The sequence below is a fragment of the Pedobacter sp. R20-19 genome (genome assembly GCF_000708265.2).
GTDB lineage: Bacteria > Bacteroidota > Bacteroidia > Sphingobacteriales > Sphingobacteriaceae > Pedobacter.
This window is the reverse complement of sequence record NZ_JCKI01000002.1, coordinates 175,469-198,289: the sequence shown is the minus strand read 5'-3', so window position 1 is coordinate 198,289 and position 22,821 is coordinate 175,469. Positions and strand designations below refer to the sequence as shown.

The window sequence follows — 22,821 nt, the reverse complement described above, 5'->3', positions numbered from 1 at the left end:
TAATTGTTTACACTTTTATCCCTTGAATATACATTTTTAATCGAACTTTAATAGGACATTATCCCTCAAAAAACAATCGTTTAAATATTAATAGCGCTATTATTTAGAACATTTCCAAATAATACAATGATCTAAGGATGACCGGAACAGGTGCTTTTTTTTTGTAAATTCGCAGCTATTAGAATAGAAGTATTACCTTTTAACCAATAAAAATCGATGGCTTTTGATATAGACATGATTAAAAAGGTGTATGCAAACTTCCCTGGCCGCATTGATGCAGCTCGTAAAATAGTTGGCAGACCTTTAACATTATCAGAAAAAATATTGTATGCTCACCTTTGGGATGGCGATCCTAAAAAAGCATTTTCACGCGGAACAGATTACGTAGATTTCGCACCAGACCGCGTTGCGATGCAAGATGCTACCGCCCAAATGGCGCTTTTGCAATTTATGCAAGCTGGTCGCCCACAAGTGGCTGTTCCTTCAACTGTTCACTGTGATCACTTAATTACCGCAAAAGAAGGTGCTTCAATTGATTTACCTCATGCTAGAACTGAAAGCGCTGAAGTTTTTGATTTCTTATCATCTGTATCAAATAAATATGGTATCGGTTTCTGGAAACCAGGAGCAGGTATTATTCACCAGGTGGTTTTAGAAAATTATGCATTTCCAGGTGGAATGATGATTGGAACCGACTCACACACCGTAAATGCTGGTGGTTTGGGTATGGTAGCTATTGGTGTTGGTGGTGCTGATGCTTGTGATGTAATGGCTGGCTTACCTTGGGAGCTGAAATTTCCAAAGTTAATCGGTGTTAAACTAACAGGTAAATTAAACGGATGGACTGCCGCTAAAGACGTTATTTTGAAAGTGGCTGGTATTTTAACTGTAAAAGGTGGTACTGGAGCAATTGTAGAATACTTTGGCGATGGTGCAATTAACCTAAGCTGTACAGGTAAAGGTACCATTTGTAATATGGGTGCTGAAATCGGTGCAACTACATCTACATTCGGTTATGATGAAAGCATGGAACGTTATTTACGTGCTACAGATAGAAATGAAGTGGCTGATGAGGCGAACAAAATTGCAGCATATTTAACGGGTGACAGCGAAGTGTATGCTGATCCTGAAAACTATTTCGATCAGGTAATTGAAATCAATCTTGATGAATTAGAGCCATATTTAAACGGTCCATTTACACCAGATTTAGCTACTCCTGTTTCTCAAATGAAAGTGGAGGCAGAGAAAAATGGCTGGCCATTAAAAGTAGAATGGGGTTTAATTGGTTCTTGTACTAACTCTTCGTATGAAGATTTATCAAGAGCAGCATCAATTGCTAATCAGGCCATTTCTAAAGGTTTGGTAACTAAAGCAGAATTTGGTATCAACCCAGGATCTGAACAGGTACGTTATACTGCTGACCGTGATGGTTATTTAAAAACTTTCGAGGATTTAAATGCAACGATCTTCACTAATGCCTGCGGACCATGTATTGGGATGTGGGATAGAACAGGTGCAGAAAAAGCAGAGAAAAATACAATCGTACACTCGTTTAACAGAAATTTTGCTAAACGTGCTGATGGTAACCCGAATACTTTCGCTTTCGTAGCTTCACCAGAAATGGTTGCTGCTATTGCAATTGCCGGAGATTTAGGTTTCAATCCTTTAACTGATACCTTAACAAACGATAAAGGTGAGCAAATCAAATTAGATCCACCTACAGGCGATGAATTACCTACAAGAGGTTTTGCGGTTGAAGATGCAGGTTATCAGGCACCAGCTGCAGATGGTTCTTCAGTAGAAGTTTTAGTTTCTCCATCTTCGCATCGTTTACAATTACTAGATCCTTTTACACCTTGGGAAGGCACTGACTTAAAAGGTTTAAATCTTTTAATTAAGGCTAAAGGAAAATGTACAACGGATCATATTTCAATGGCTGGTCCATGGTTAAAGTTCCGTGGTCACTTAGATAATATTTCTAACAATATGTTAATTGGAGCAGTAAACTACTTCAATGATAAAACAGATAATGTTAAAAACGAATTAACGGGTGAATATGGTCCTGTTCCGGCTACACAACGTGATTATAAAGCTGCTGGCATTGGTTCAATTGTAGTTGGTGATGAAAATTACGGTGAAGGTTCATCTCGTGAACACGCAGCTATGGAGCCTCGTCATTTAGGTGTTCGTGCGGTATTGGTAAAATCTTTTGCCCGTATTCACGAAACTAACCTTAAGAAACAAGGTATGTTGGGCTTAACTTTTGCGGATAAAGATGATTATGATAAAATCCTTGAGGATGATAAAATTGATATCTTAGGCTTAACCGAATTTGCTCCAGATAAACCATTAACATTGGTTTTACACCATGCTGATGGTACTGAAGAATCATTCCCGGTTAACCACAGTTATAATGCTCAGCAAATCGATTGGTTTAAGGCCGGTGGAGCATTGAACATTATCAGAGCTGAAGCAGCTGCAAAAGCGGCGCTTTAATTAAGTGTAAAGTCTTCAGTCGAAAGTCTGGAGTTATATAAAGAAATCCCGTTTTGAGTAAAATCAGAACGGGATTTTTATTTTGGTCAAGGCTCTAAAGTCGATATTCAATCTTTCTAGCTTCGATTATCATCTCCCAAATCAGCGGGAAGATAATGAACAACCTATTTCTAGTCTCTATTTTTAAAGTTCTCCCACAGATCTAAAATGATAAAAATCGCTGATCAAAACAGATCAATGCCTAAACATAAAATGAATTGAGTAAGGGTATGATGGATAGCAATGAGCTGTAAAGAATTTCTTAATAAACCTATCGATCCCTTTAAATCTGGGCCTCTTATCTCCAAAAATCCGCGGGAAAATAATGTACAGCTATACACGATGCTATAATCTTCAATCTGCGCTTATCTTCTCCAAATCAGCGGGAAATAAAAACTAATTCCTTAAAAACTCCTGCCACCAGTAACCTGAATATTTAATTGTTCTGGTTAATGTTTTAAAATCGGTATGAACCAAACCGAATCGGGCATTAAATCCTTCCGCCCATTCAAAGTTATCCATTAAAGTCCATACCATATAACCGGTTATATTGATCCCTTCCTTCTTTGCCTTTAACAAAGCGCTTAGATACAGTTCAAAATATTCAATCCGTTCAGCGTCTATAATATTCCCATCTATAATCTTATCATGGTAAGCGGCGCCATTTTCACTAATTACTAAATTTTTAATATTTGGATAGGCTGCAAACTGTTCAATAATCCTATAAAAACTATCTGCATTAATTTCCCATCCCATTGCGGTATGCGGTTTTTTCCGGCTCTTTGCTTTAACTTCCCAAGCCTGAATAACAGGAATAAAAGCATTGTATTTTATGGTTAAAGGGAAATAATTCTGCAAGCCAATAAAGTCGAAATCAAACTTCATCCGTTCATTCAATCGCCAGGTACCATATTCAATTTGAAATTTCTCCAGCACATCCCAGTTTTCTGTTGGGAAACCTAAACCCTGTGCAGGTTCAACAAATAACCTGTTCATTAAACAATCTACCCGCTTCGCAGCCAGGAGATCATTATCACTCTGGGTATAAGGAATAATCTCAGAACAAGAGTAAGTGGTACCTATATTGGCACCTTGAATTTCAGCACGAAGAATCTTCCCGCCTTCAGCCTGTGCAATGGCGGTGTGTAAGACAGCAGGAAAAAAGTTGCTTAACCCAGTTTTGCCAGGAGCATGAATACCCAGCATATAACCCAATGATGTGAATCCGAATGGTTCATTTAATATCAGCCAGTTTTTAACCTTATCTCCATATTCAGCAGCACAGATGCTCACGAAAGCATTAAATGCGGCGTTAATGCCGAAACTTGTCCAGCCACCTTCATTTTCCAGTGCCTGAGGTAAATCCCAATGATATAGCGTAATGCATGGTGTAATGCCCTGGGTAAGGCATTCGTCGATCAAATGATGATAAAAGCTAATCCCTTGCTGATTAACTTCGCCTCTCCCCTCAGGTAAAATTCTTGTCCAGGCTATAGAAAACCGAAAAATCTTAAACCCTAAAAGCTTAACCAATTGGATATCTTCACGGTATTGGTGATAGAAATCGCAGGCGATATCTAATTTATGCCCCTTTTTTATCTTTCCACTTCTGGCAGAAAAGGTGTCCCAGATGGAAGGGCCTTTGCCATACAGCTGTGCGGCACCCTCTATCTGCGTTGCTGCTGTAGCCACACCCCAGGAAAAATCATTACCAAAATCACTTGCTTTAATCATCTTATCAATTGATTGAGCGTAAGTTGCGAGTTTATTATTAAGAAATCATTAACAATTGAGATAGCATAAAGATTTTTTATCCGGTTTAAACTGATAAAAATATTATTTCTGCGATTCTATGTCTAAAGATCTGACCATAAGAAGTAAGTTATTCTAAAATTAAACCAATTTCTTTCAGCAAAATTGCAGCATTAAATGTAGTGCAAGGACCTTGTTTCAATTTATAATCAAATTTCATTTCTCCATCAGCAATTTGGATATCAAAATGAAAATTTCGAAGAGTTTGTTCGTGATCATTCTTAAGATCAGCCAATTGCAAGTCATGTGTAGCAAAGAGTGCCGGCGTGCCTTCTGCAATCAGTTTTTCTACAAAAACCTTTGATCCCAAGTATTTATCCCGGCTATTGGTTCCCCGCAACATTTCATCAATTAATACAAAAGTATCTTTATCACTTACAACATGATCTAAAATCATTTTTAAACGGTTAAGTTCCGCTTTAAATGTAGAAGTACTCTCATTCAGCGAATCTTTAATTCGCATGTAGGTATTGATCGAAAAAACGGAAAGGCTCATTGATTGTGCACATACTGGTGCTCCGGCATAAGCCAGTACCATGTTAATGCCTAGCGTACGGAGGAATGTACTTTTTCCTGCCATATTAGAACCCGTTACAATATCTACGGTAGGCTTCGCTTCTAAAGAGAAGGAATTGCTTATTCTTATCTTTGGTAAAATTAAAGGATGACCAACTGCTGTGGTAGTTAAAGCAAATACATCTGTAATTTCTGGAAAAACCCATTCTGGTTCATTATGTGCTAAAGTAGCCAGGGAAATTAATTCTTCAAAATCACCTAAGTGATTAAGTGCTGAAATTACATCACTTGATGAAGATTGATACCATTGATTCAATTGAATGCAACATTTAAGATCCCATAAAGACAGCGCATTAAGCACTGTACCCACTACAACATTTAATCTGGTATCAAAACGCTGTATAATTTTAGATAAACCTTTTATCTCTTGACTAACCGGCACTTTTGAGTGAAACAATGCAACGATATAGGCGCTTGTCCATTGGTGATTTTCCGTCCATAAAATCGCATCTGCATAACCATTCAATAAATTTGAACTTCCACCGAAGCTATAAAACACCTTATCTATTTTTGAGTTTTGCAATACTGTAACGCCAATGTTAACAATCATATATAGGGTTAGTATATTCCAAAAGGTACCACTTATAAATATTGCAGCTAGAAATATGAATGCAGAAATATAGGGCGTAATGGCAACATAGTATTTCAAGATCTTCTTACGAATAAAACTCAACTGTTCACCAAGCTGAAATTTGAGCTGAATTTTAATCTGTTCAATTTTTTCAACATCGTGCCCATGTAGATTAGCCCTAAAGTCAAAGGTATCTTCAATTTTAGTTTCCATTTCTTTTACGGCTTCCTGCCTTTCTATAATCCTGCTCCTAAATGATTTCTCTGCTAAACTTTTAGCCAGCAATTCCTGGCCATTTTTAGTATAACACCTGTTTAAAAAGCCATAAAGCGATGCATTTCCAAAAATATCCAAATCAGAAGAATAAGGATGCGATTCTGATTCATACAATTTGCCATCATCATAACCATTTGCCTCACCATTTAAAATGTTCCATTCATTTTGATAAACCCATAACAGTTCTTTTCGATACTCAATCTCACGATCCAGCTTACTTTGCTTTTTAACGATATAAGCGAAGACCAGAACGGGCAATAACATTAGCACTTGAAGCAGTGTTCGCCAGCTATCGTCAGCAGAATTTAAAAGCAAAACGAAAAACAGAATTTCTATTAAAAAAAGCCCTATCCTAACCAAAGAGAATTTATCTATTCGTTTTTTTGTATGATCAATCCGGTTTGTTACTTCAGTAATTTTTTGGTTATAACCAGATATTATTTGTGCTTGTGTTTTTAACATTATCTTTGAATCGCTGAAAATTCTAAAGATAGCAAAATATTAAATGAAGATTACTTTAATAGCCATTGGCAAAACTGAAGACAAGTATTTAATTGAAGGAATTGATAAATACATTAACCGTTTGAAGCATTACATTAATTTCAGCTTTTTAGCTATTCCTGATGTAAAGAATGTAAAAAACCTGAGTGAAGCGCAACAAAAAAACAAGGAAGCAGAATTATTACACAAACAAATCAATAATGGTGATGTTGTTATTTTATTAGATGAAAAAGGAAAAAAATATTCTTCTATAGCCTTTTCTGATTATTTGAATAAACAGATGATTGGAAGTGTTCAACATTTAATCTTTATCATTGGCGGTCCATATGGATTTGATGATGGCATTTACAAAAGAGCAAATGGCCTGATTTCATTATCAGACATGACCTTTTCACATCAAATGATTCGTTTGTTTTTTGTAGAACAGTTATACCGTGGATTCAGTATCTTAAAAGGTGAACCATATCACCATGCCTAAGCATCACAAAAACGGACAGATTTTTAAATTACAAAGTATATATAAGCTGTGTGGAATTGCCCCCTCCATATCATCATTAAATAAAAAACCAATATGTTAGATAAATATAAAAGACAATACAGGTTTAGAAGTAATCAAAGTGGAAATAACAGGATGCTTTGGATTAGCATTATTGTATCCTTTATTATTGTAGCTATTTTATATTACTTCTTCTAAACCGAAGTCATAAAAAAACACCAGACGGTAAGCCTGGTGTTTTAATTGAATTCAAATAAAAGAGCTAAACGCCTTTTTTACTTGTCATACTTGCTTTTTTAGCTGGTGCAGAAGTTTTTGTAGTGGCTTTAGCACTTGCTGAACCTTTTGAACTCGAAGCTTTTTGTTTTTTATCTGCGGCAACTTTTTCCTCTGCCAAACTAACCTCAGCCGGAGAACCTGGTGTTTCAGGAGTATCTTCTGTGAATAATGGCAAATCTTTCAATAAGTTATACCAGGTGATGATTTTTTTCATATCCGAAGCATAAACTTTTTCCTGATCATGACCAGGAGCAACTTCTAAAAAATATGAACGTAAATCACCTTTTAAATCTGGTGTAGTTCCTTTTTCAGAAATTTTAGCGAAAATATCAGATAACTTGATTTCTTCATCTTCACCATATACTGTAATATCTTCTAATGAAGCTAATTTTGTATTGGTAATATTGGCTACTACTTTAGTTTTTTGAGCATCTAAACCCTCTAAAATATAGCCCACTTTATTTTGTCCAACCAGTTTAAATAAACCTGGTCTGCCAGATACGGCAACAATTCCTCTTAAATTCATAATATATTTGTTAAGCGGTTAGCGGCTGGTGAATTGCGAAATGAAACGCTTATCGCCAAACGCTCAACGCAATTTAATCTTCAACTATTTCAATACCTAAAATTTTATCTCCCTGGCGGATATCATCTACAAGGTCAACATTTTCAATTGCTTTACCAAAAACAGTATGGTTACGGTCTAAATGTGCAGTATTTGCTCTGCTATGGCAGATAAAAAACTGAGAACCACCAGTGTTACGACCTGCATGAGCCATTGATAACACACCACGATCATGATATTGATTTTCGCCATCAAGCTCGCAATCAATCTTGTAACCCGGACCACCAGTTCCTGGCATACCAGTAGCACCATCCTTAGAATTTGGACAGCCAGTTTGAACCATAAAATCAGGAATTACACGATGGAAAGTTACCCCATCATAAAAGCCTTCGTTGGCTAATTTTTTAAAGTTTGCAACTGCTTTAGGAGCATCTTTTTCAAAGAACTCAACAGTCATATTTCCTTTTTCGGTTTTTATTATTGCTTTACTCATATCAATTTTGGTACTAATTTATAATTTAACGCCTAAAAAAACCGTTCAATTTTTTCAGGTAAAAGGCAAAAATAACAAAATTGTATTACATCTGATACCATTAAATTTTTCTAACCAATTTAAATGAGGTATTTTAGTATTTTAAGCAACATCATTTTGAAAAAGAAATATTATATCCTGTTATTTTGTCTGCTTTGCACCCTTGGCGTTCGGGCATCTTCCCTGTTAATTTACATGGATGAAGACCAGAAAAACCATTTGAAAGCTTATGGCATAGCCTATTGGACAATTAGCAAACAAGTAGAAGTAGATTGGCTTTTAAATTATCGAGGAGGAAGCTTCCTGATTAAATACAATAAAAATGTTGAAGATGAATTAAAAATCCGAGGCGTTTCATATGAGGTAATGGCCGACAGCAAGGTAATTAACCTTTTAAATGAAATTAGCGATCCATCCGTTAATATGGAAATGGTTAAATTAGAGAAGACACCTAAAATTGCAGTGTATTCACCTAAAAGTAAATTGCCCTGGGATGATGCGGTGACCTTGGTATTAACTTATGCCGAAATTCCTTATGATGTTATTTATGATGACGACATTATCCAGGATAAATTAAGTAAATATGATTGGCTGCACCTGCACCATGAAGATTTCACCGGGCAATATGGTCGGTTCTGGTCTAATTTCAGGTATGCTAAATGGTATCAGGATGATGTTAAAAATCAGGAAGCCCTCGCTAAACGATTGGGCTTTAAAAAGGTTTCTGAAATGAAGCTCGCGGTTGCCAAACATATTAAAGAGTATTGCGCCGGTGGTGGTTTTATGTTTGCCATGTGTTCCGGAACAGATAGTTTTGATATTGCTTTAGCTGCAGAAGGTGTAGATATTTGCGCACAAATGTTTGATGGCGATGGCGCTGACCCAAATGCCCAATCTAAACTAGATTTTAATAAAACGCTCGCTTTTCAAAACTTTAAATTGGATAATAACCCAATGAACTACGAATTTTCTGATATTGATGTTACCCAGTTTAGAACACTAAATCAAGGTAATGATTATTTCACCTTATTTGATTTCTCAGCAAAGTGGGATTTGGTTCCAACCATGCTCACGCAAAATCATGATAAGGTAATTAAAGGTTTTATGGGACAAACAACCGCATTTAAAAGGAGTTTGGTGAAACCTAGTGTAACCGTGTTAGGTGAAAATAAAGGTGCCGCAGAAGTAAGATACCTTCATGGAGAGATTGGCAAAGGGCAGTTTACTTTTTATGGCGGGCATGACCCGGAAGATTATCAGCATGCGGTTGGCGACCCGCCTACAGATTTAAATTTACACCCTAACTCTGCCGGATATCGCCTGATCTTAAACAATGTTCTTTTCCCGGCTGCAAAGAAAAAGCCACAGAAAACATAAGCAGGCATCAAAAAAGAGAGACTAATATCTTCAATTTAATCATATTCCTGATTTGTATACACTTCACAAAGGTGTATGTAATGTACTATGAATTTACACTTCAATCTTAAATCATTGTAAAAAAGCACTGGCGAACAATGATTTAGCTTTAAAACATTTATACCGTTAAACAATTGGCACAGCTTTTGGAAAGGAGGGTTTAATTAACAAAAGGTTTTGGCCTTCATTATTTAAACAAGAAAAATTATCTAAAAAAGATATTATGAAAAAGTTACTATTAAGTGCATCAGTGGTATTATTGGCAACAGGTGCTTTTGCGCAAACAACAACAATGAGCGGATCAGATGCAAGATTCGGAATTAAAGCAGGTGTTAACTTGGCTAGATTTCATTCAAGTGGCGATAACAGCAACGAAGCTTATAACGATAATGTAAAAGACAATGTCGGTTTTAATGTTACAGCTTTTGCAGATTTTGGTGTGGGTAATAACTTTTTTATCCAACCTGGAATTTCATTACAAAACAAGGGCGCTAAGTTTGAGTCAACTACCTCGCTAACGGCGAACAACATCACTACAACTACTGTATCAAGTAACAAAACTAGTTTAATGACTATTGAGGTTCCGGTTAATGCCGTGTTCAGAATCCCAACTGGCGATGCTGGAGCAATTCAAATCAGTGCAGGTCCTTACATTGGTTTCAATGTTTCTGGAAAAAACAAATTAGAATCTACTGCTACAGCAGTTAATAACACAAACAACTCTAGCTCAACAATCACTAGTTCGGGTGAAAACGATTTATCTTTTGGTAGTGCTACTGACAAAAATTATAGCAGTACAGAATTTGGTGCGAACTTCGGTTTAGCTTACCGTTTAAATTCAGGTATCTCAGTTGGTGCTAACTATGGTTTAGGCTTATCGAACCTTATACCTAAAGATTCAAGAACGAATAACGATAATAAATTGACTAACCGTGTATTAGGTTTCTCAGTTGGTTATTCTTTCTAAGAAATCATAAAAAATCTAAAAGCCGTTCTGATTCATTTCAGAACGGCTTTTTTTGTTATTGTTCAATGGACTAAAGCTTCATTAAGTTATAGAATCAAGTTAAGAAACCGAATAGACAATTAAGACTTTGAAAAATTCTTTCACGATCGTTGTTAATTGATCAAAGCTTAAGAAGCGTTCTGATATTTTTACCGCTTGGCTGTCATTCTGAAGCATGAAGAATCTCTATCTGATTAGCACTAAAGTTCAATTCCTTATGTCTTAGCATATGGTTTATACAAACTTACTTGACTTTACATTAATATTCTTCGTTAATCTCTGAATCAAAAAATTAATCGTAAAAATTCCAGCTTACCCCAAACTTTAATAAAGCATCTTGCATTGGGTAACGGTTAACCGTATAATAACCCGGAACAAATAATCCCTGATTAACGAAATCATATTTAATAAACAGATTAGCCCTTTTTAAATTTGCCTTTACAAAAACATCAACAATAGGCGTCGATTGATAGACCGTGTTACTGCCAATATAAAATTGTGCTGTTGCTGGTGAATATGAATAATTTGCATACTCAGAATTATACCTTACATCAAAACCGATATTAGCCTTAAGCACCTTAAAAAAGGTGTTATTCAGGTAAAAACTATTATAGGTATAAAATTCTGGCGTTCTTAAAATATCATTCTGATCTGTTTTCTGGTAAGCTAAATAGTTTTCCAGCACAAATCTTCCAAAACGCCACTTTTTCGAAACATCAAACCTAATCAGGCTGATGTCTCCATCAACCTGCCTGGGTATAATGGCATTGGTTCCATCGCTATTATCCAAACCAAAATATAAATAATTACTGGTTAAAAAATACTTTGCACCGGCAGTAAATTCATATTTATCGTTTATAAAGTTAAATGATAGGTTGGCAATTTTTGTATTCTTAAAATCTGTATTGTCCCATCTGTAATGGTTACCATGATAATAATTAAACAGTTGTGCAGGAGATTGATTCTGTACATATGCACCTAGTTCGATCCTACCTACTGATTTACTTAATAGAATTTTACTTTTGGCTTCATACAAGTAATCCCCGGCATTTTCACCTTGAATAATTTGTTGCAGATCAAGGTTAAAATCAATATTATTTGAAAAACGATACCCAGCAGAACCTAAAACCGTAATGTTTTGATAAGTAAATTTACTTTCCTCATAAGTAAGGCCATCAGGCTTAAAACCTAAAAACCTATGCTGATAATAATCATGACGGATGCCCGCATCAACCTTTAATTCATTCTTAATTACTGTCGAATTTTTTGGGCGCAAAAAGAAACTATATATAAATTCATTTTTAAGGTGCTTCACCTTCGTTGAATCGTTGGTGAAGGTGGCGTCTGCCAGTCCTACCGGCATCACATTATTAACATCAAGTTCATTTTTATAGAAGCTATAATTATCGCTGTTATACTCTACTGTATAAGTTACCTTATTTGTAGGTAAAACAGAATTATTAGCATTAGCTGAAGTATCAATGCGGCCAACGTAATAAGTTTGCTTTAAAAACAAAGTATTTTTACGATACAGGTTCCTGGCTGTACTTAAATTAACAGCCTCAGCGGTTCTTTCAATCTTTTGATAGCCCGGTTCAAATATTGCCGGGTCGGTGTTTGAGCCATTCTCATAAGCCCGCATGGTATTAAAAATAACCGATGCCCACATATTATAACGCTTACTAGGCGATTGATACCATGAAAATACAGCAACATTTAAATTATCTCCACGCTGCCTACGGTAAAAACCACGCGAATCTCCACGGTTAAAATTAACGCCCACATTCCAGTTCTTTTTGATATTCTGACTATGAATCATTTTAAAAAGCTGCTCTTTCTGTCCGGCACTGATTAAATATAAGCTGGTAAATGGTGTCCTGGCCTGATAATAAACGATATCATCCGGTGTAAGGGCATAATAATCCAATGAATGAAAGCCTACATCGAAACCAATTCTTTTGCTTGGCTCATAAAGTAACTGCCTGGCAGAAAGCCCCATATTCCCGTTATTTATGGTGGGATGCTGAGGCTGTAAAAGCGGACTATAATTCTGAATATTAGTGGTAGAAGTATCAAGAGGCAGCAATACAATACTATCCTTACTTAAACCAAGTTTGGTATAACGGATAAATTTTGCAGTATAGACAATAGAATCTTTCCCATCAAGTTTTTTCCTGATGGAATCTGCTTCCGTTTTATTATTAATACTGGTTTTTAAATCCTGAGCAAAAGCCCTATTAATACCCGTAAGCAGTAAGATGAAGAAACAAATTTGAACCAGTTTACCCATTTTACAATTCAGCAACTAAGCGGATTAAAATTTCTGTCATTTTTGGTTCTGCTTTGGCTGCAGCTTCTAAAATTTCATCTAAGTTAAAGGGCTGTAAATCTTCCGGAAATCCCTCATCGGTTAAAACTGAAATGGCAAATACAGGTAAGCCTGCGTGGTTGGCAACAATTACTTCAGGCACGGTACTCATACCAACAGCATCGCCCCCAATTAAGCGTAAATATTTATATTCGGCCTTGGTTTCTAAATTCGGACCGGAAACGGCAACGTAAACACCTTTATGGCATTTTATATCTACTTCTTCAGCAATCTTTAAGGCCTTTGCAATGATCGCACGTTTATAAGGTTCGCTCATATCCGGAAAACGTGGGCCAAGTGAACTTTCAATTAAACCACGTAAAGGATTTTCGGGTTGAAGGTTGATATGATCTTCAATAATCATTAAATCACCTTTTTTAAATGCCGGATTAAGCGACCCTGCTGCATTAGATACAATTAGGTTTTTAATCCCCAAACCCTTCATTACCCGAACAGGGAAAGTAATTTGCTGCATGCTATAACCTTCATAATAATGCAAACGGCCTTGCATGGCTATGATTTTCTTTCCGTTTAACGTTCCAAAAATTAACTTACCGCTATGAAATTCTAAAGTAGAAATTGGAAAATTAGGGATATTAGAATACATCAACTGATGTTCGATTTCAATTTCCTTTACCAATCCACCCAAGCCAGTGCCTAAAATAATACCTATTTCCGGCTGAAAGTTCTCGGTTTTACGTTTAATGTACTCAACGGTTTCTTCTATTACTCTTAACATAGTTCAAAATAAGTTCATCAAAGGTAATCTTATCTTCTTCAAATAATTCAACCTCAATGGGTAAAAAATATACTGGTAAATTTACCAGTAAATCTTTAAATCCCGCAGCATTTAAACGTTTGCTATCCTTTTCTGTTGTGATGATGATTTTTTCTTTTTCATTACCCGATTCAAAAGCACTTTTAAATTTCTTAATATCATCTGTTTTAAAGGCATAATGATCTGGAAATTTCTCGTGCTTGATCGTTTTGGTATATTTTTCCAACTCCTCAATTAAAGGATCAGGATTAGCTATGCCCGTTAGCAAGTATACTTCAAAATCTTTAATGGATGCAAGTGAACGGTTTTCAGGAAGATACAGGTGTTTCAAATTGCCGTATTTAAGATAACTGTGCAGCACTTTTTGTGTATTATTGGGCTGCAACTCATTCACAGATGCTTGTTGTGCTACATGCAAAAGCGGAACAGGTGATTTGGTAACCAGCAAAACTTCAGCTCTTTTTCTCGATGAAAAAACATCACGCAAATTCCCGGCTGGCAGTAGAAACTGCAAGGTACCTAGTTTACGAAACTCAAAAAGTAAGATATTAAGACCTGCCTTTACACGTCGATGCTGAAATGCATCATCTAAAATAATCAGATCATGGTTTTCTTTAAGTTTTTCTATGCCTTTAACCCGATCTTCACAAACGGCTACCGTTACCCCTTCAAACTTTTGATAATATTGTAAAGGTTCATCTCCAATGCTTTCGGCAGTTGCATCATGATCAGCCAATTTAAATCCCTTCGTTTTACGGCCATATCCTCTGCTTAAAATAGCAATTTTATAATTTGCTAATAACCTAACCAGATATTCAGTTGTTGGCGTTTTCCCAGAACCACCAACCGCTAAGTTGCCCACGCAAATTACTGGCAATTCAAACTTAACAGAAGGCATTAATCCCCAATCGTAAAGCTTTTTACGAAGTGTGATGGCCATTCCATAAATTAAGGAGAAAGGAAGTAGTAAAAGGCGTAAATAATTAAATAGCATCATCGTATGTTCAAAATTACTGATTATTTAAAAAAGAAAAGCATCGCGATATGGCGATGCCTTTTAAACCAACCCTGAAATAAGGCTAAATGTTTTTTTGATTTTATTACAGCAATTAATGTAAACGTCTGTTTCCAGGGTAAATCGACTATTGTAAACACATGCAGCTTGCATGATATTTTAATAATCAAGGCTCATAAAACAAACGCTAATTTCACGCCAACTAACCAATTTAGATATTGGCGTTAATTACAAAATATTTTTTTGTTATAATTGTTATCATCAAAATGCAAGATCATGTCTCCGAATAAACGTTTAGTGATTGGCCAAGGTCAAATCAGTGGTTATATCTCTATTTTCCTCGCTGTTTTAGCATTGCTCGGAATTCTTTGTTTTTATTACCCTGAAAAATTGACCACTCCAGAATTCCGCGAAATTTATACTAAAGATAGCATGGAAATACTTATGCTGGGTGGTGTAATTGCTTCCTTTTTCTTTGCTGCCTTAAGTATAATTTTAAGTAAAAAACTCAAATGGGGCTGGCCGGGTTTTGCATTGGCAGCACTGGCTGTTATTTTTGGTGCTTTAAGTGTTGAGGGCAGGGATGTAGCAAAATCAAGCTGGCATTTTGGTTTAGATTGGATGATTCTGGATTTGCTCTTAATGGTCGCTATTTTTGTTCCGCTCGAATTATTTTTCCCAAAGAACAACGAACAAACCAAATTTCACGAAGAATGGCGTACGGATTTAACCTATTTTGTAATCAGCCATTTGTTTATCCAATTTTTTGGGATCATCACTCAAAAGCCTGCCGTGCTATTTTTTGGGTGGATGGGATTAGATAAATTGCACACCTGGGTACAAGGCTTACCTTTTATAGTGGCCCTGTTCCTCGCTTTTTTTACTACCGATCTATTTCAATATTGGGCACATCGTTTTTTCCATACCCGTGTGGCACTTTGGCGTTTTCACTCCATCCATCATTCCACGCAAAATATGGATTGGCTGGCCGGAAGCCGAACGCATTTTATTGATATCTTTTTCACCAGAGCAATGACTTTCATTCCGCTTTATATTTTTGGTTTTTCATCAACCGTATTTAATGTGTATATTATTTTCATCGCCATCCATGCGGTGTTAATTCATGCCAATACCAGAATCAATTTCGGCCCGATTAAATATATTTTTACTACGCCACAATATCACCACTGGCACCACTGCGAAGACCCCAAATATTATGGGCATAACTTTGCATCTATCTTTCCGTTCATTGATATGATGTTCGGCACTTATTATTTACCTAAAAACGAATGGCCAGCTGGTACGGGTGTTCATGAGGCTTCCTATCCGAAAGGCTTTATCAACCAATCTATCTATCCGTTTACGAAAAGTCCGTTCGATACCGATTTAAACATGGAAGAGCGGAGTGACAGATAGGTTCATCATGTAAATTTGTGGAGAAGACCATTTTTAATCACAGTGATCAATTAGCCTCCGGTTCACCACGAGTACATTTCGGTAAAAGCAGTAGATAAATATTCAAACTCAAGTTCAGGTATTCTTCATTTAATTACCTTAAATTGCATCATATGCTTGATGCCGATGTGATTATTGTTGGAGGAGGCCTTGCCGGATTGGTTAGCGCCATTCATTTGTCGCAGGCTGGAAAATCGGTAATTGTTATCGAGAAAGATGGCTATCCTCACCATAAAGTTTGCGGCGAGTATGTCTCAAACGAGGTTTTGCCATACCTCACAGCGTTGGGTGCAAATCCTGCTGTTTTAAATCCAATAGAGATCACTAAATTTGAAATGAGCACACCAAAAAGTGCGCTGATTCATGCCGATTTACCTTTAGGAGGTTTTGGATTGAGTCGTTTTACCTTTGATCATTTCCTGCAGGAAAGGGCAAAGCAATCAGGTGCCATCATCTTCCAGAATACCGTATTAGATATAGTTTACAAGGATGATATCTTCCATGTAATAACAAAAGATAAAACTTATAAAAGCCGCATCGCAATTGGAGCTTACGGTAAAAGATCAGCTTTAGACCTTAAACTTAAACGCCCTTTTATTAAAGAAAAGTCTGATTGGCTAGCGATTAAGGCACATTATAGCGGTGATTTCCCAAATGATCTCGTTGCCTTACACCATTTTAAAGGTGGTTATTGCGGCGTATCAAAAGTAGAGCATCAGCTAATCAATATTTGCTACCTGGTTAATTATACCTCTTTTAAAAAGTATAAAAACATCAAAGAACATCTGGAAAAGGTATTGTATCAAAACCCACACCTGAGGGCGATTCTTGAAAACAGCACCATGCATTTTGCTGCACCCCTGAGCATCAGTCAGATTTCTTTCGAACAAAAAGAATGCGTTAAGAACCATATTTTGATGGTTGGTGATACCGCCGGATTGATTCATCCACTCTGTGGCAACGGAATGGGAATGGCGATCCATGCAGCTCAAATCGCAAGTACACTCATTTTAAAATTTTTTAATGGTGAGATTTCCACCCGTAACAACCTGGAGCAAGCTTATAGTGCTGAATGGAAATCCCATTTTAATTCAAGATTAAAAACAGGTAAGCTCCTTTCGGGGTTATTAAGGTATGAAGGCCTTTCTGATTTTCTAATCAACTGCATTACGAAATTCCCGGCACTTTTGCCACAAATTATCAAACGTACACACGGAAAACCAATAACCATAAGTTAAATGCCAGTAAACACCAAAGTAAGAAGTGATGAGCCCGAGATAATGGATGATTTTGCCCTTGAAGGAGAAATCCTGAGAGATGCGCTGGACAAAATTGCAAGTATAAATAAATTGCTTGGCGGAAACAATGTTACCCTGCATGGTGTTAAAACTTTAATCAATCACCTGCACCATGAAAAGGAAATATCCATTTTGGATGTAGGTTGTGGAAATGGCGATATGCTGAGAACATTGGCAGATTACGGACAGAAAAACAAAATAAACTTTAAGCTAACCGGGATTGATGCAAATGCTTTCACCATCAAACACGCTGAGGGCTTATCAACAACTTATCAAAACATCAGGTATGAGTGTATTGATATTTTTAGTGATGCCTTTAAAGCGAAAGATTTTGACATCATTTTATGTACATTAACCCTGCACCATTTTAAAGATAGTGAAATTTTAGCCTTAATAGATTCATTTCAAAAGCAGGCTAAACTTGGGATAGTAATTAATGATTTACACCGCAGTAAACTGGCATATTATTTATTCAATGCGATCTGCTTTATTTTTAAACTTAATGAAATGTCACGTAAAGATGGACTGGTTTCCATTTTAAGAGGATTTAAAAAAGCTGATCTGCAGCGATATTCAACAGAATTAAAATTTAAAAATTTCAGTATCCGATGGAGATGGGCTTTCCGTTACCAATGGATTATCAAATCAATATGAGCGTAAAAATTAAAGCCGTTAGTAAAGCCTTACCTCCTTTTAACCGTGCCACTGAAGAAATTGTACCATTCCTGGATGCCTGGTTAAGCGGACAGGATGAACGGTTTATCCGGAAGGTAAAAAAGATTTTTGAAAATGCGGCGGTTGATAAACGCTATTCATTTATGTCGCCCGAAGAGGTTTTCAGCGATGCGTCATTTGAAGAAAGAAACAAAATTTATATCCGGGAAGGAATAAAACTGGGTGCTAAGTGTTTGACTGATGCCTTGGAAAAAGCCAACTGGAAACCTGAAGAGCTTGACTTTATTATCACAGTAAGCTGTACAGGAATCATGATTCCTTCTCTTGATGCCTATTTAATCAATCAATTAAAACTTCGCCAGGATATCGTTCGCCTTCCGGTAACAGAAATGGGTTGTGCCGCAGGTGTTTCAGGAATGATTTACGCCAAAAACTTTTTAAAAGCAAACCCCGGAAAAAGAGCGGCAGTTGTAGCAGTAGAATCACCCACTGCGACATTTCAGCTAAACGATTTCTCTATGACCAACATTGTAAGTGCTGCTATTTTCGGCGATGGTGCAGCTTGTGTGCTATTATCTTCTCACGAAGAAGATGAAGGCCCTGAAATTCTTGCCGAAGAAATGTACCACTTTTACGATGCGGAACATATGATGGGCTTTGATCTCACCAACACAGGTCTAAAAATGGTTTTGGATATTGAAGTACCACAAACGATTGAAAAACACTTTCCTGATATTATCCATCCTTTTTTGGCAAAGCAAAACCTGAAGATTGAAGACATTAATTATTTGATCTTTCATCCCGGAGGGAAAAAAATTGTACAAATGGTAGAGAGTTTATTTGGTGCACTAGGCAAAAATATTAACGATACCAAAGAAGTTTTACGCCTTTACGGGAACATGAGCAGTGCCACCGTTTTATACGTTTTGGAACGTTTTCTGGATTCAAAACCCGCTAAAGGTGAAAAGGGTTTAATGCTAAGTTTTGGTCCGGGTTTTTCTGCACAACGAATTTTAATCCAATGGTAAAATGATACCCAAAGAAATTATAGCCATTCTGCCCTATTCAAAACCATTTCTTTTTGTTGATGATATAGAAAGCATCAATGAAGATGGTGTAACAGGTTCTTTCACCTTTAATCCGGAACTTGAATTTTACAAGGGTCACTTTAAAGATCATCCCATTACACCTGGCGTTATTTTAACAGAAACCATGGCGCAGATTGGACTGGTGAGTTTAGGGATTTTTTTGCTTTCGGCCGAAGAGCAAACTTTTAAAGGTCATGTGGCCATGACTTCTACCAATGTAGAATTTTTAAGGCCAGTTTTTCCGGGTGAGAAAGTAACCATAATTTCTGAAAAGATATATTTTCGGTTCAATAAACTGAAGTGTAAAGTCATGATGCAAAATCAGGCAGGAGATAAAGTTTGCTACGGGGAATTGGCTGGGATGTTTATCAAAAACGCCAATGGATAATCGAGTAGTCATTACCGGATTGGGAGTGGTTTCCCCAAATGGCATTGGGTTGGATCAATTTCTATCCGCTATAAAAGAGGGTATTTCTGGAATTAAACATCAGCAAAATTTAAGTGATCTGAAATTTTCTTGTCAGATTGCCGGATTGCCGGAAGTATCTGATGAACTTGCTGCCCAATACTTCAGCCCATTGGAGCTACGGAATTTCAACAGCTCTGGCATTTTATATGGTGTAATAGCCGGCATGGATGCCTGGAAAGATGCAGGCTTACCCTTAAACGAAACGCATGAACCCTTCTGGGATTATGGAATGGTTTTCGGTGCCGGGACTTCCGGGATAGACCGGTTTAGAGAAGCCATATACACGATTGATGAACTCGAAATCAGGCGTTTGGGCAGTACCGTTGTGGCGCAAACCATGAACAGTGGGGTAAGTGCTTACCTATCAGGAAAAATAGGCCTCGGAAATCAAATTTCAACCAATTCATCAGCCTGCTGCACCGGAACAGAAAGTTTACTTACCGCTTTTGAACGTATAAAAAGCGGAAAGGCAACTGTGGTTCTGGCTGGTGCCACGAGTGATAGTGGCCCCTATATCTGGGGCGGTTTCGACGGAATGAAAGTTTGTACCTATAAACACAATGAAACCCCAACAAAAGGTTCGCGACCTATGAGTGCTACAGCAAGTGGCTTTGTACCCGGGAGTGGTGCAGGTGCTTTTGTAGTAGAGTCTTTAACGCATGCAAAAGCCAGGGGTGCAAAAATTTATGCTGAAATTTTAGGCGGACATGCCAACTCCGGCGGGCAGAGAGGTGCCGGAACCATGACTGCCCCTAACTCAACTGCAGTTCAAAGGTGTATCAGCAAAGCACTTGAAAATGCCCATGTTCAAGCCAATGAAATTGATGCCATCAACGGTCACCTCACCGCTACAGCAATGGATGCCCTGGAAATTAGCAACTGGACAATGGCATTGAACCGAAAGGGAAGTGATTTCCCATATATTAATGCTTTAAAAGGAATGACAGGCCACTGTTTAACGGCATCAGGAAGCATAGAATGTGTGGCATCTGTGTTGCAAATCCATCATAATTTTCTGTTTCCAAATGTAAATTGTGAAGATTTAAATCCAGCCATTACGGCGTTAATCGATGCTGAAAAAGTTCCGCAGAAAATGAAATCAATAAAAATCAATACCTTAATTAAGGCAAGCTTCGGTTTTGGCGATGTAAATGCCTGTATCATCCTTAAAAAATATACCTCATGAGTAACGAAGAAATCATCCATAAACTAAAACCAATTATCACCACTTACGCGCCGGCTTCAGCTGCTCTGGAAAACCTGAACGAAGAATCCGATTTTATCAAAGACTTAAATATCAATTCGGCCAACCTCGTAGATATCATTTTAGATGTTGAAGAAGCATTCGGCATTACCATCGATAACACGTCAATGGAAAAAATGCTTACCGTTAAGGCATCCATTGAAGTGATTAAAGAAAAACTAAGTGAAAAATGATCGGCAACGATGTGGTTGATTTAGATCTCGCCAAAGTACAAAGCAACTGGCGACGAAAAGGATACCTGGATAAAATTTTTAGTCCGGCCGAGCAGACTTTAATTGCAACCGCAGACTGTGCAGATGAAATGGTTTGGATATTATGGAGCATGAAAGAAGCAGCTTATAAAATAGATAATCGAATCACAAGCATACGAAACTTTGCTCCGACAAACTTAGCTTGTAGCCTGGCCTTTTATAATGATGAATTGAATGGTTCCGTAAGTATTCAAGACCGTCTTTATTTTACGAAAACGAGTGTTTTGCCAAATTATGTGCATACGATTGCCACTCCGGTTTATAATCAGATTACCAAAATTAGCATAGAAATTTATTCGCAACCCAATCACCCCATTGATTATAAAAGTTTGAATGCCGGATGTGTGAGCCACCATGGGCGATATCTGGCTTTGGTGTATTGATCAGTTGTATTATGTGATCATAACCATTTGTAATGGTGGCATTATCATCTCAATCTCGTCTACCTTTTTGATGGTAATTAAGAAATGTGCATGATTATTTTATTTTGCCGAATTAGTTTGGTGCCTCACTAATGTGTGATATAGTAAAAGGCCTTACCTAAAAGTAAACCAGCAGGAAGAGAAAGCAGCATGACCCCAAATGCTAAAGATATAAGGTTTGTTATGAATAAGCTTTTATTATCTGTCCTCACAAAAACAGAAGTAATACAGGGTATAAGGAGCAAAATTACAGCACTTATAAGTAAAGAAATCATCATGATAATTTTAGTTTAAAACACAATTTATTCTGATTAATGAATGTAAAATTCGCCATATTTGCCTTCAGCAACTTTGTTCTTGGCTGCTGAAATCATTTTATAATTTTTTGCTACTACTTTTTTTGCTTTCTGATCAAATGATATTTCATCTGCGGTGATATCAAACTCTTTACATGTCAGTTTAGCATGACCGTATAAAAAAATAAGAGCTTTATCTTTACTAAATTTTGTAGAATCTTTAGCAGACCATTTAATTAAATCATCTCTCGTCTTAGCGCTATCAATTCTGCTTAAAGTATATAAATCTGGCTTCAACGAAGCTGAAGATTTTTTATCAGTAAACCCTGTTGAAATCACAAACAATAAAGTCAAACTAAAAACATTAAAAGACAGGTTGGCCATTTTCATCATTAATTTCATGATATTAAAGTTGTTCTAAATTTCGTTGTTTAACACTTTTATAGAGTAGGTATGCAAACATAATTATAGATATTATTAAAAAGCTATATTTAATAAATCTCTGATCAATCAATATTCCAATAACCAATAAGATTGACGCCAAAGTATTATTATAAAAGATTTTCATATTAATATAGTTTGCATATGGTGAATATTTCTGTGAATGATACAAGTATCTCTTTTTAAAACCAAAATAAAAAAATATTACACGAACCCGCCGATTGTAAGGACGAAATTACTTTTTGACTAGTAAAGCTTTATAAAATTAATTTGCATTATTTTAGATATATGCCTATTGCTGATTTAAAATGCATGGTATAATTGATTGAATAATAAAATTATTTCTATCAATGGAACTGGATTATTTTAAAGGACATCTCGATAGAAATATTAATGGTAGAAAGGTTTTTTAAATACCATGAAAGTCAAATCATTT

Annotated in this window: 20 protein-coding genes; 12 read left to right on the top strand and 8 right to left on the bottom strand. The window is 36.6% G+C overall.

The features are described 5' to 3' along the window. Positions 1 to 216 precede the first annotated feature (216 nt). Positions 217 to 2,496 (top strand): aconitate hydratase, encoded by a 2,280-nt coding sequence (locus AN34_RS04690; RefSeq protein ID WP_029282799.1) that lies wholly within the window; start codon positions 217 to 219, stop codon positions 2,494 to 2,496. 435 nt (positions 2,497 to 2,931) lie between these two features. Here AN34_RS04690 and AN34_RS04685 read toward each other — a convergent pair whose 3' ends face one another. Together AN34_RS04685 and AN34_RS04680 are read right to left on the bottom strand one after the other, a co-directional pair. Continuing rightward, entirely contained in the window at positions 2,932 to 4,269 is a 1,338-nt protein-coding gene (locus AN34_RS04685) for a GH1 family beta-glucosidase (protein WP_029282797.1), read from the bottom strand. 148 nt (positions 4,270 to 4,417) lie between these two features. Further along, positions 4,418 to 6,232 (bottom strand): DNA mismatch repair protein MutS, encoded by a 1,815-nt coding sequence (locus AN34_RS04680; protein ID WP_029282795.1) that lies wholly within the window; start codon positions 6,230 to 6,232, stop codon positions 4,418 to 4,420. A 43-nt stretch (positions 6,233 to 6,275) separates the two neighbouring features. Here AN34_RS04680 and rlmH point away from each other — a divergent pair, with 43 nt between their 5' ends. Continuing rightward, entirely contained in the window at positions 6,276 to 6,749 is a 474-nt protein-coding gene (gene rlmH / locus AN34_RS04675) for a 23S rRNA (pseudouridine(1915)-N(3))-methyltransferase RlmH (RefSeq protein WP_029282793.1), read from the top strand. Positions 6,750 to 7,029: 280 nt separating this feature from the next. Here rlmH and AN34_RS04670 read toward each other — a convergent pair whose 3' ends face one another. Continuing rightward, complete coding sequence (locus AN34_RS04670; RefSeq protein ID WP_029282791.1) at positions 7,030 to 7,572, bottom strand: DUF5606 domain-containing protein; 543 nt, start codon at positions 7,570 to 7,572, stop codon at positions 7,030 to 7,032. A 73-nt stretch (positions 7,573 to 7,645) separates the two neighbouring features. Next, a complete protein-coding gene (locus tag AN34_RS04665; protein WP_029282788.1) occupies positions 7,646 to 8,104 on the bottom strand; it encodes a peptidylprolyl isomerase in 459 nt (152 codons plus the stop codon). 234 nt (positions 8,105 to 8,338) lie between these two features. Between AN34_RS04665 and AN34_RS04660 the strand changes: the two genes are divergently transcribed. Both AN34_RS04660 and AN34_RS04655 read left to right on the top strand, forming a co-directional pair. Beyond that, positions 8,339 to 9,520 (top strand): hypothetical protein, encoded by a 1,182-nt coding sequence (locus AN34_RS04660; protein ID WP_029282786.1) that lies wholly within the window; start codon positions 8,339 to 8,341, stop codon positions 9,518 to 9,520. A 262-nt stretch (positions 9,521 to 9,782) separates the two neighbouring features. After that, complete coding sequence (locus AN34_RS04655; RefSeq protein WP_029282785.1) at positions 9,783 to 10,526, top strand: porin family protein; 744 nt, start codon at positions 9,783 to 9,785, stop codon at positions 10,524 to 10,526. A 331-nt stretch (positions 10,527 to 10,857) separates the two neighbouring features. Here the strand turns inward: AN34_RS04655 and AN34_RS04650 are convergent, their stop codons facing one another. From AN34_RS04650 to lpxK, 3 genes are read right to left on the bottom strand one after another with little or no spacing between them, the layout of a single operon-like run. Continuing rightward, a complete protein-coding gene (locus tag AN34_RS04650; protein WP_231625484.1) occupies positions 10,858 to 12,870 on the bottom strand; it encodes a putative porin in 2,013 nt (670 codons plus the stop codon). Continuing rightward, entirely contained in the window at positions 12,857 to 13,672 is an 816-nt protein-coding gene (locus AN34_RS04645) for a purine-nucleoside phosphorylase (protein ID WP_029282783.1), read from the bottom strand. Before AN34_RS04645 ends, AN34_RS04650 begins: the two co-directional genes overlap by 14 nt. Then, positions 13,644 to 14,708, bottom strand: a complete 1,065-nt coding sequence (gene lpxK / locus AN34_RS04640) for a tetraacyldisaccharide 4'-kinase (protein ID WP_231625483.1) — start codon at positions 14,706 to 14,708, stop codon at positions 13,644 to 13,646. The genes AN34_RS04645 and lpxK overlap by 29 nt, the downstream gene beginning before the upstream one ends. 294 nt (positions 14,709 to 15,002) lie before the next feature. On the opposite strand from lpxK, the gene AN34_RS04635 reads away from it, so the two are divergent. The 8 genes from AN34_RS04635 (at position 15,003) to AN34_RS04600 (ending at position 21,609) form a co-directional block, all read left to right on the top strand. Continuing rightward, complete coding sequence (locus tag AN34_RS04635) at positions 15,003 to 16,142, top strand: sterol desaturase family protein (RefSeq protein WP_029282781.1); 1,140 nt, start codon at positions 15,003 to 15,005, stop codon at positions 16,140 to 16,142. 152 nt (positions 16,143 to 16,294) lie between these two features. Beyond that, positions 16,295 to 17,419, top strand: coding sequence for an NAD(P)/FAD-dependent oxidoreductase (locus AN34_RS04630; protein WP_029282780.1), 1,125 nt, complete (start codon positions 16,295 to 16,297; stop codon positions 17,417 to 17,419). Beyond that, positions 17,420 to 18,133: a methyltransferase domain-containing protein gene (locus AN34_RS04625; protein WP_029282778.1), complete on the top strand. Its 714-nt coding sequence runs from the start codon at positions 17,420 to 17,422 to the stop codon at positions 18,131 to 18,133. Continuing rightward, a complete protein-coding gene (locus tag AN34_RS04620) occupies positions 18,130 to 19,182 on the top strand; it encodes a type III polyketide synthase (RefSeq protein WP_029282776.1) in 1,053 nt (350 codons plus the stop codon). Before AN34_RS04625 ends, AN34_RS04620 begins: the two co-directional genes overlap by 4 nt. 1 nt (position 19,183) lies before the next feature. After that, positions 19,184 to 19,630 (top strand): 3-hydroxyacyl-ACP dehydratase FabZ family protein, encoded by a 447-nt coding sequence (locus AN34_RS04615; RefSeq protein WP_029282774.1) that lies wholly within the window; start codon positions 19,184 to 19,186, stop codon positions 19,628 to 19,630. Then, positions 19,623 to 20,897, top strand: coding sequence for a beta-ketoacyl synthase (locus AN34_RS04610; protein WP_029282772.1), 1,275 nt, complete (start codon positions 19,623 to 19,625; stop codon positions 20,895 to 20,897). The genes AN34_RS04615 and AN34_RS04610 overlap by 8 nt, the downstream gene beginning before the upstream one ends. Beyond that, the gene (locus AN34_RS04605; protein WP_029282770.1) at positions 20,894 to 21,148 is read left to right on the top strand and encodes an acyl carrier protein; all 255 of its coding nucleotides are present in this window, start codon (positions 20,894 to 20,896) and stop codon (positions 21,146 to 21,148) included. The genes AN34_RS04610 and AN34_RS04605 overlap by 4 nt, the downstream gene beginning before the upstream one ends. After that, positions 21,145 to 21,609 carry a 4'-phosphopantetheinyl transferase superfamily protein gene (locus tag AN34_RS04600; protein ID WP_029282768.1) on the top strand — a complete coding sequence of 155 codons (465 nt, stop codon included), beginning with the start codon at positions 21,145 to 21,147 and terminating at the stop codon, positions 21,607 to 21,609. The genes AN34_RS04605 and AN34_RS04600 overlap by 4 nt, the downstream gene beginning before the upstream one ends. Positions 21,610 to 21,959: 350 nt before the next feature. Here AN34_RS04600 and AN34_RS04595 read toward each other — a convergent pair whose 3' ends face one another. Next, positions 21,960 to 22,298: a hypothetical protein gene (locus tag AN34_RS04595; RefSeq protein WP_157263183.1), complete on the bottom strand. Its 339-nt coding sequence runs from the start codon at positions 22,296 to 22,298 to the stop codon at positions 21,960 to 21,962. Positions 22,299 to 22,821 lie beyond the last annotated feature (523 nt).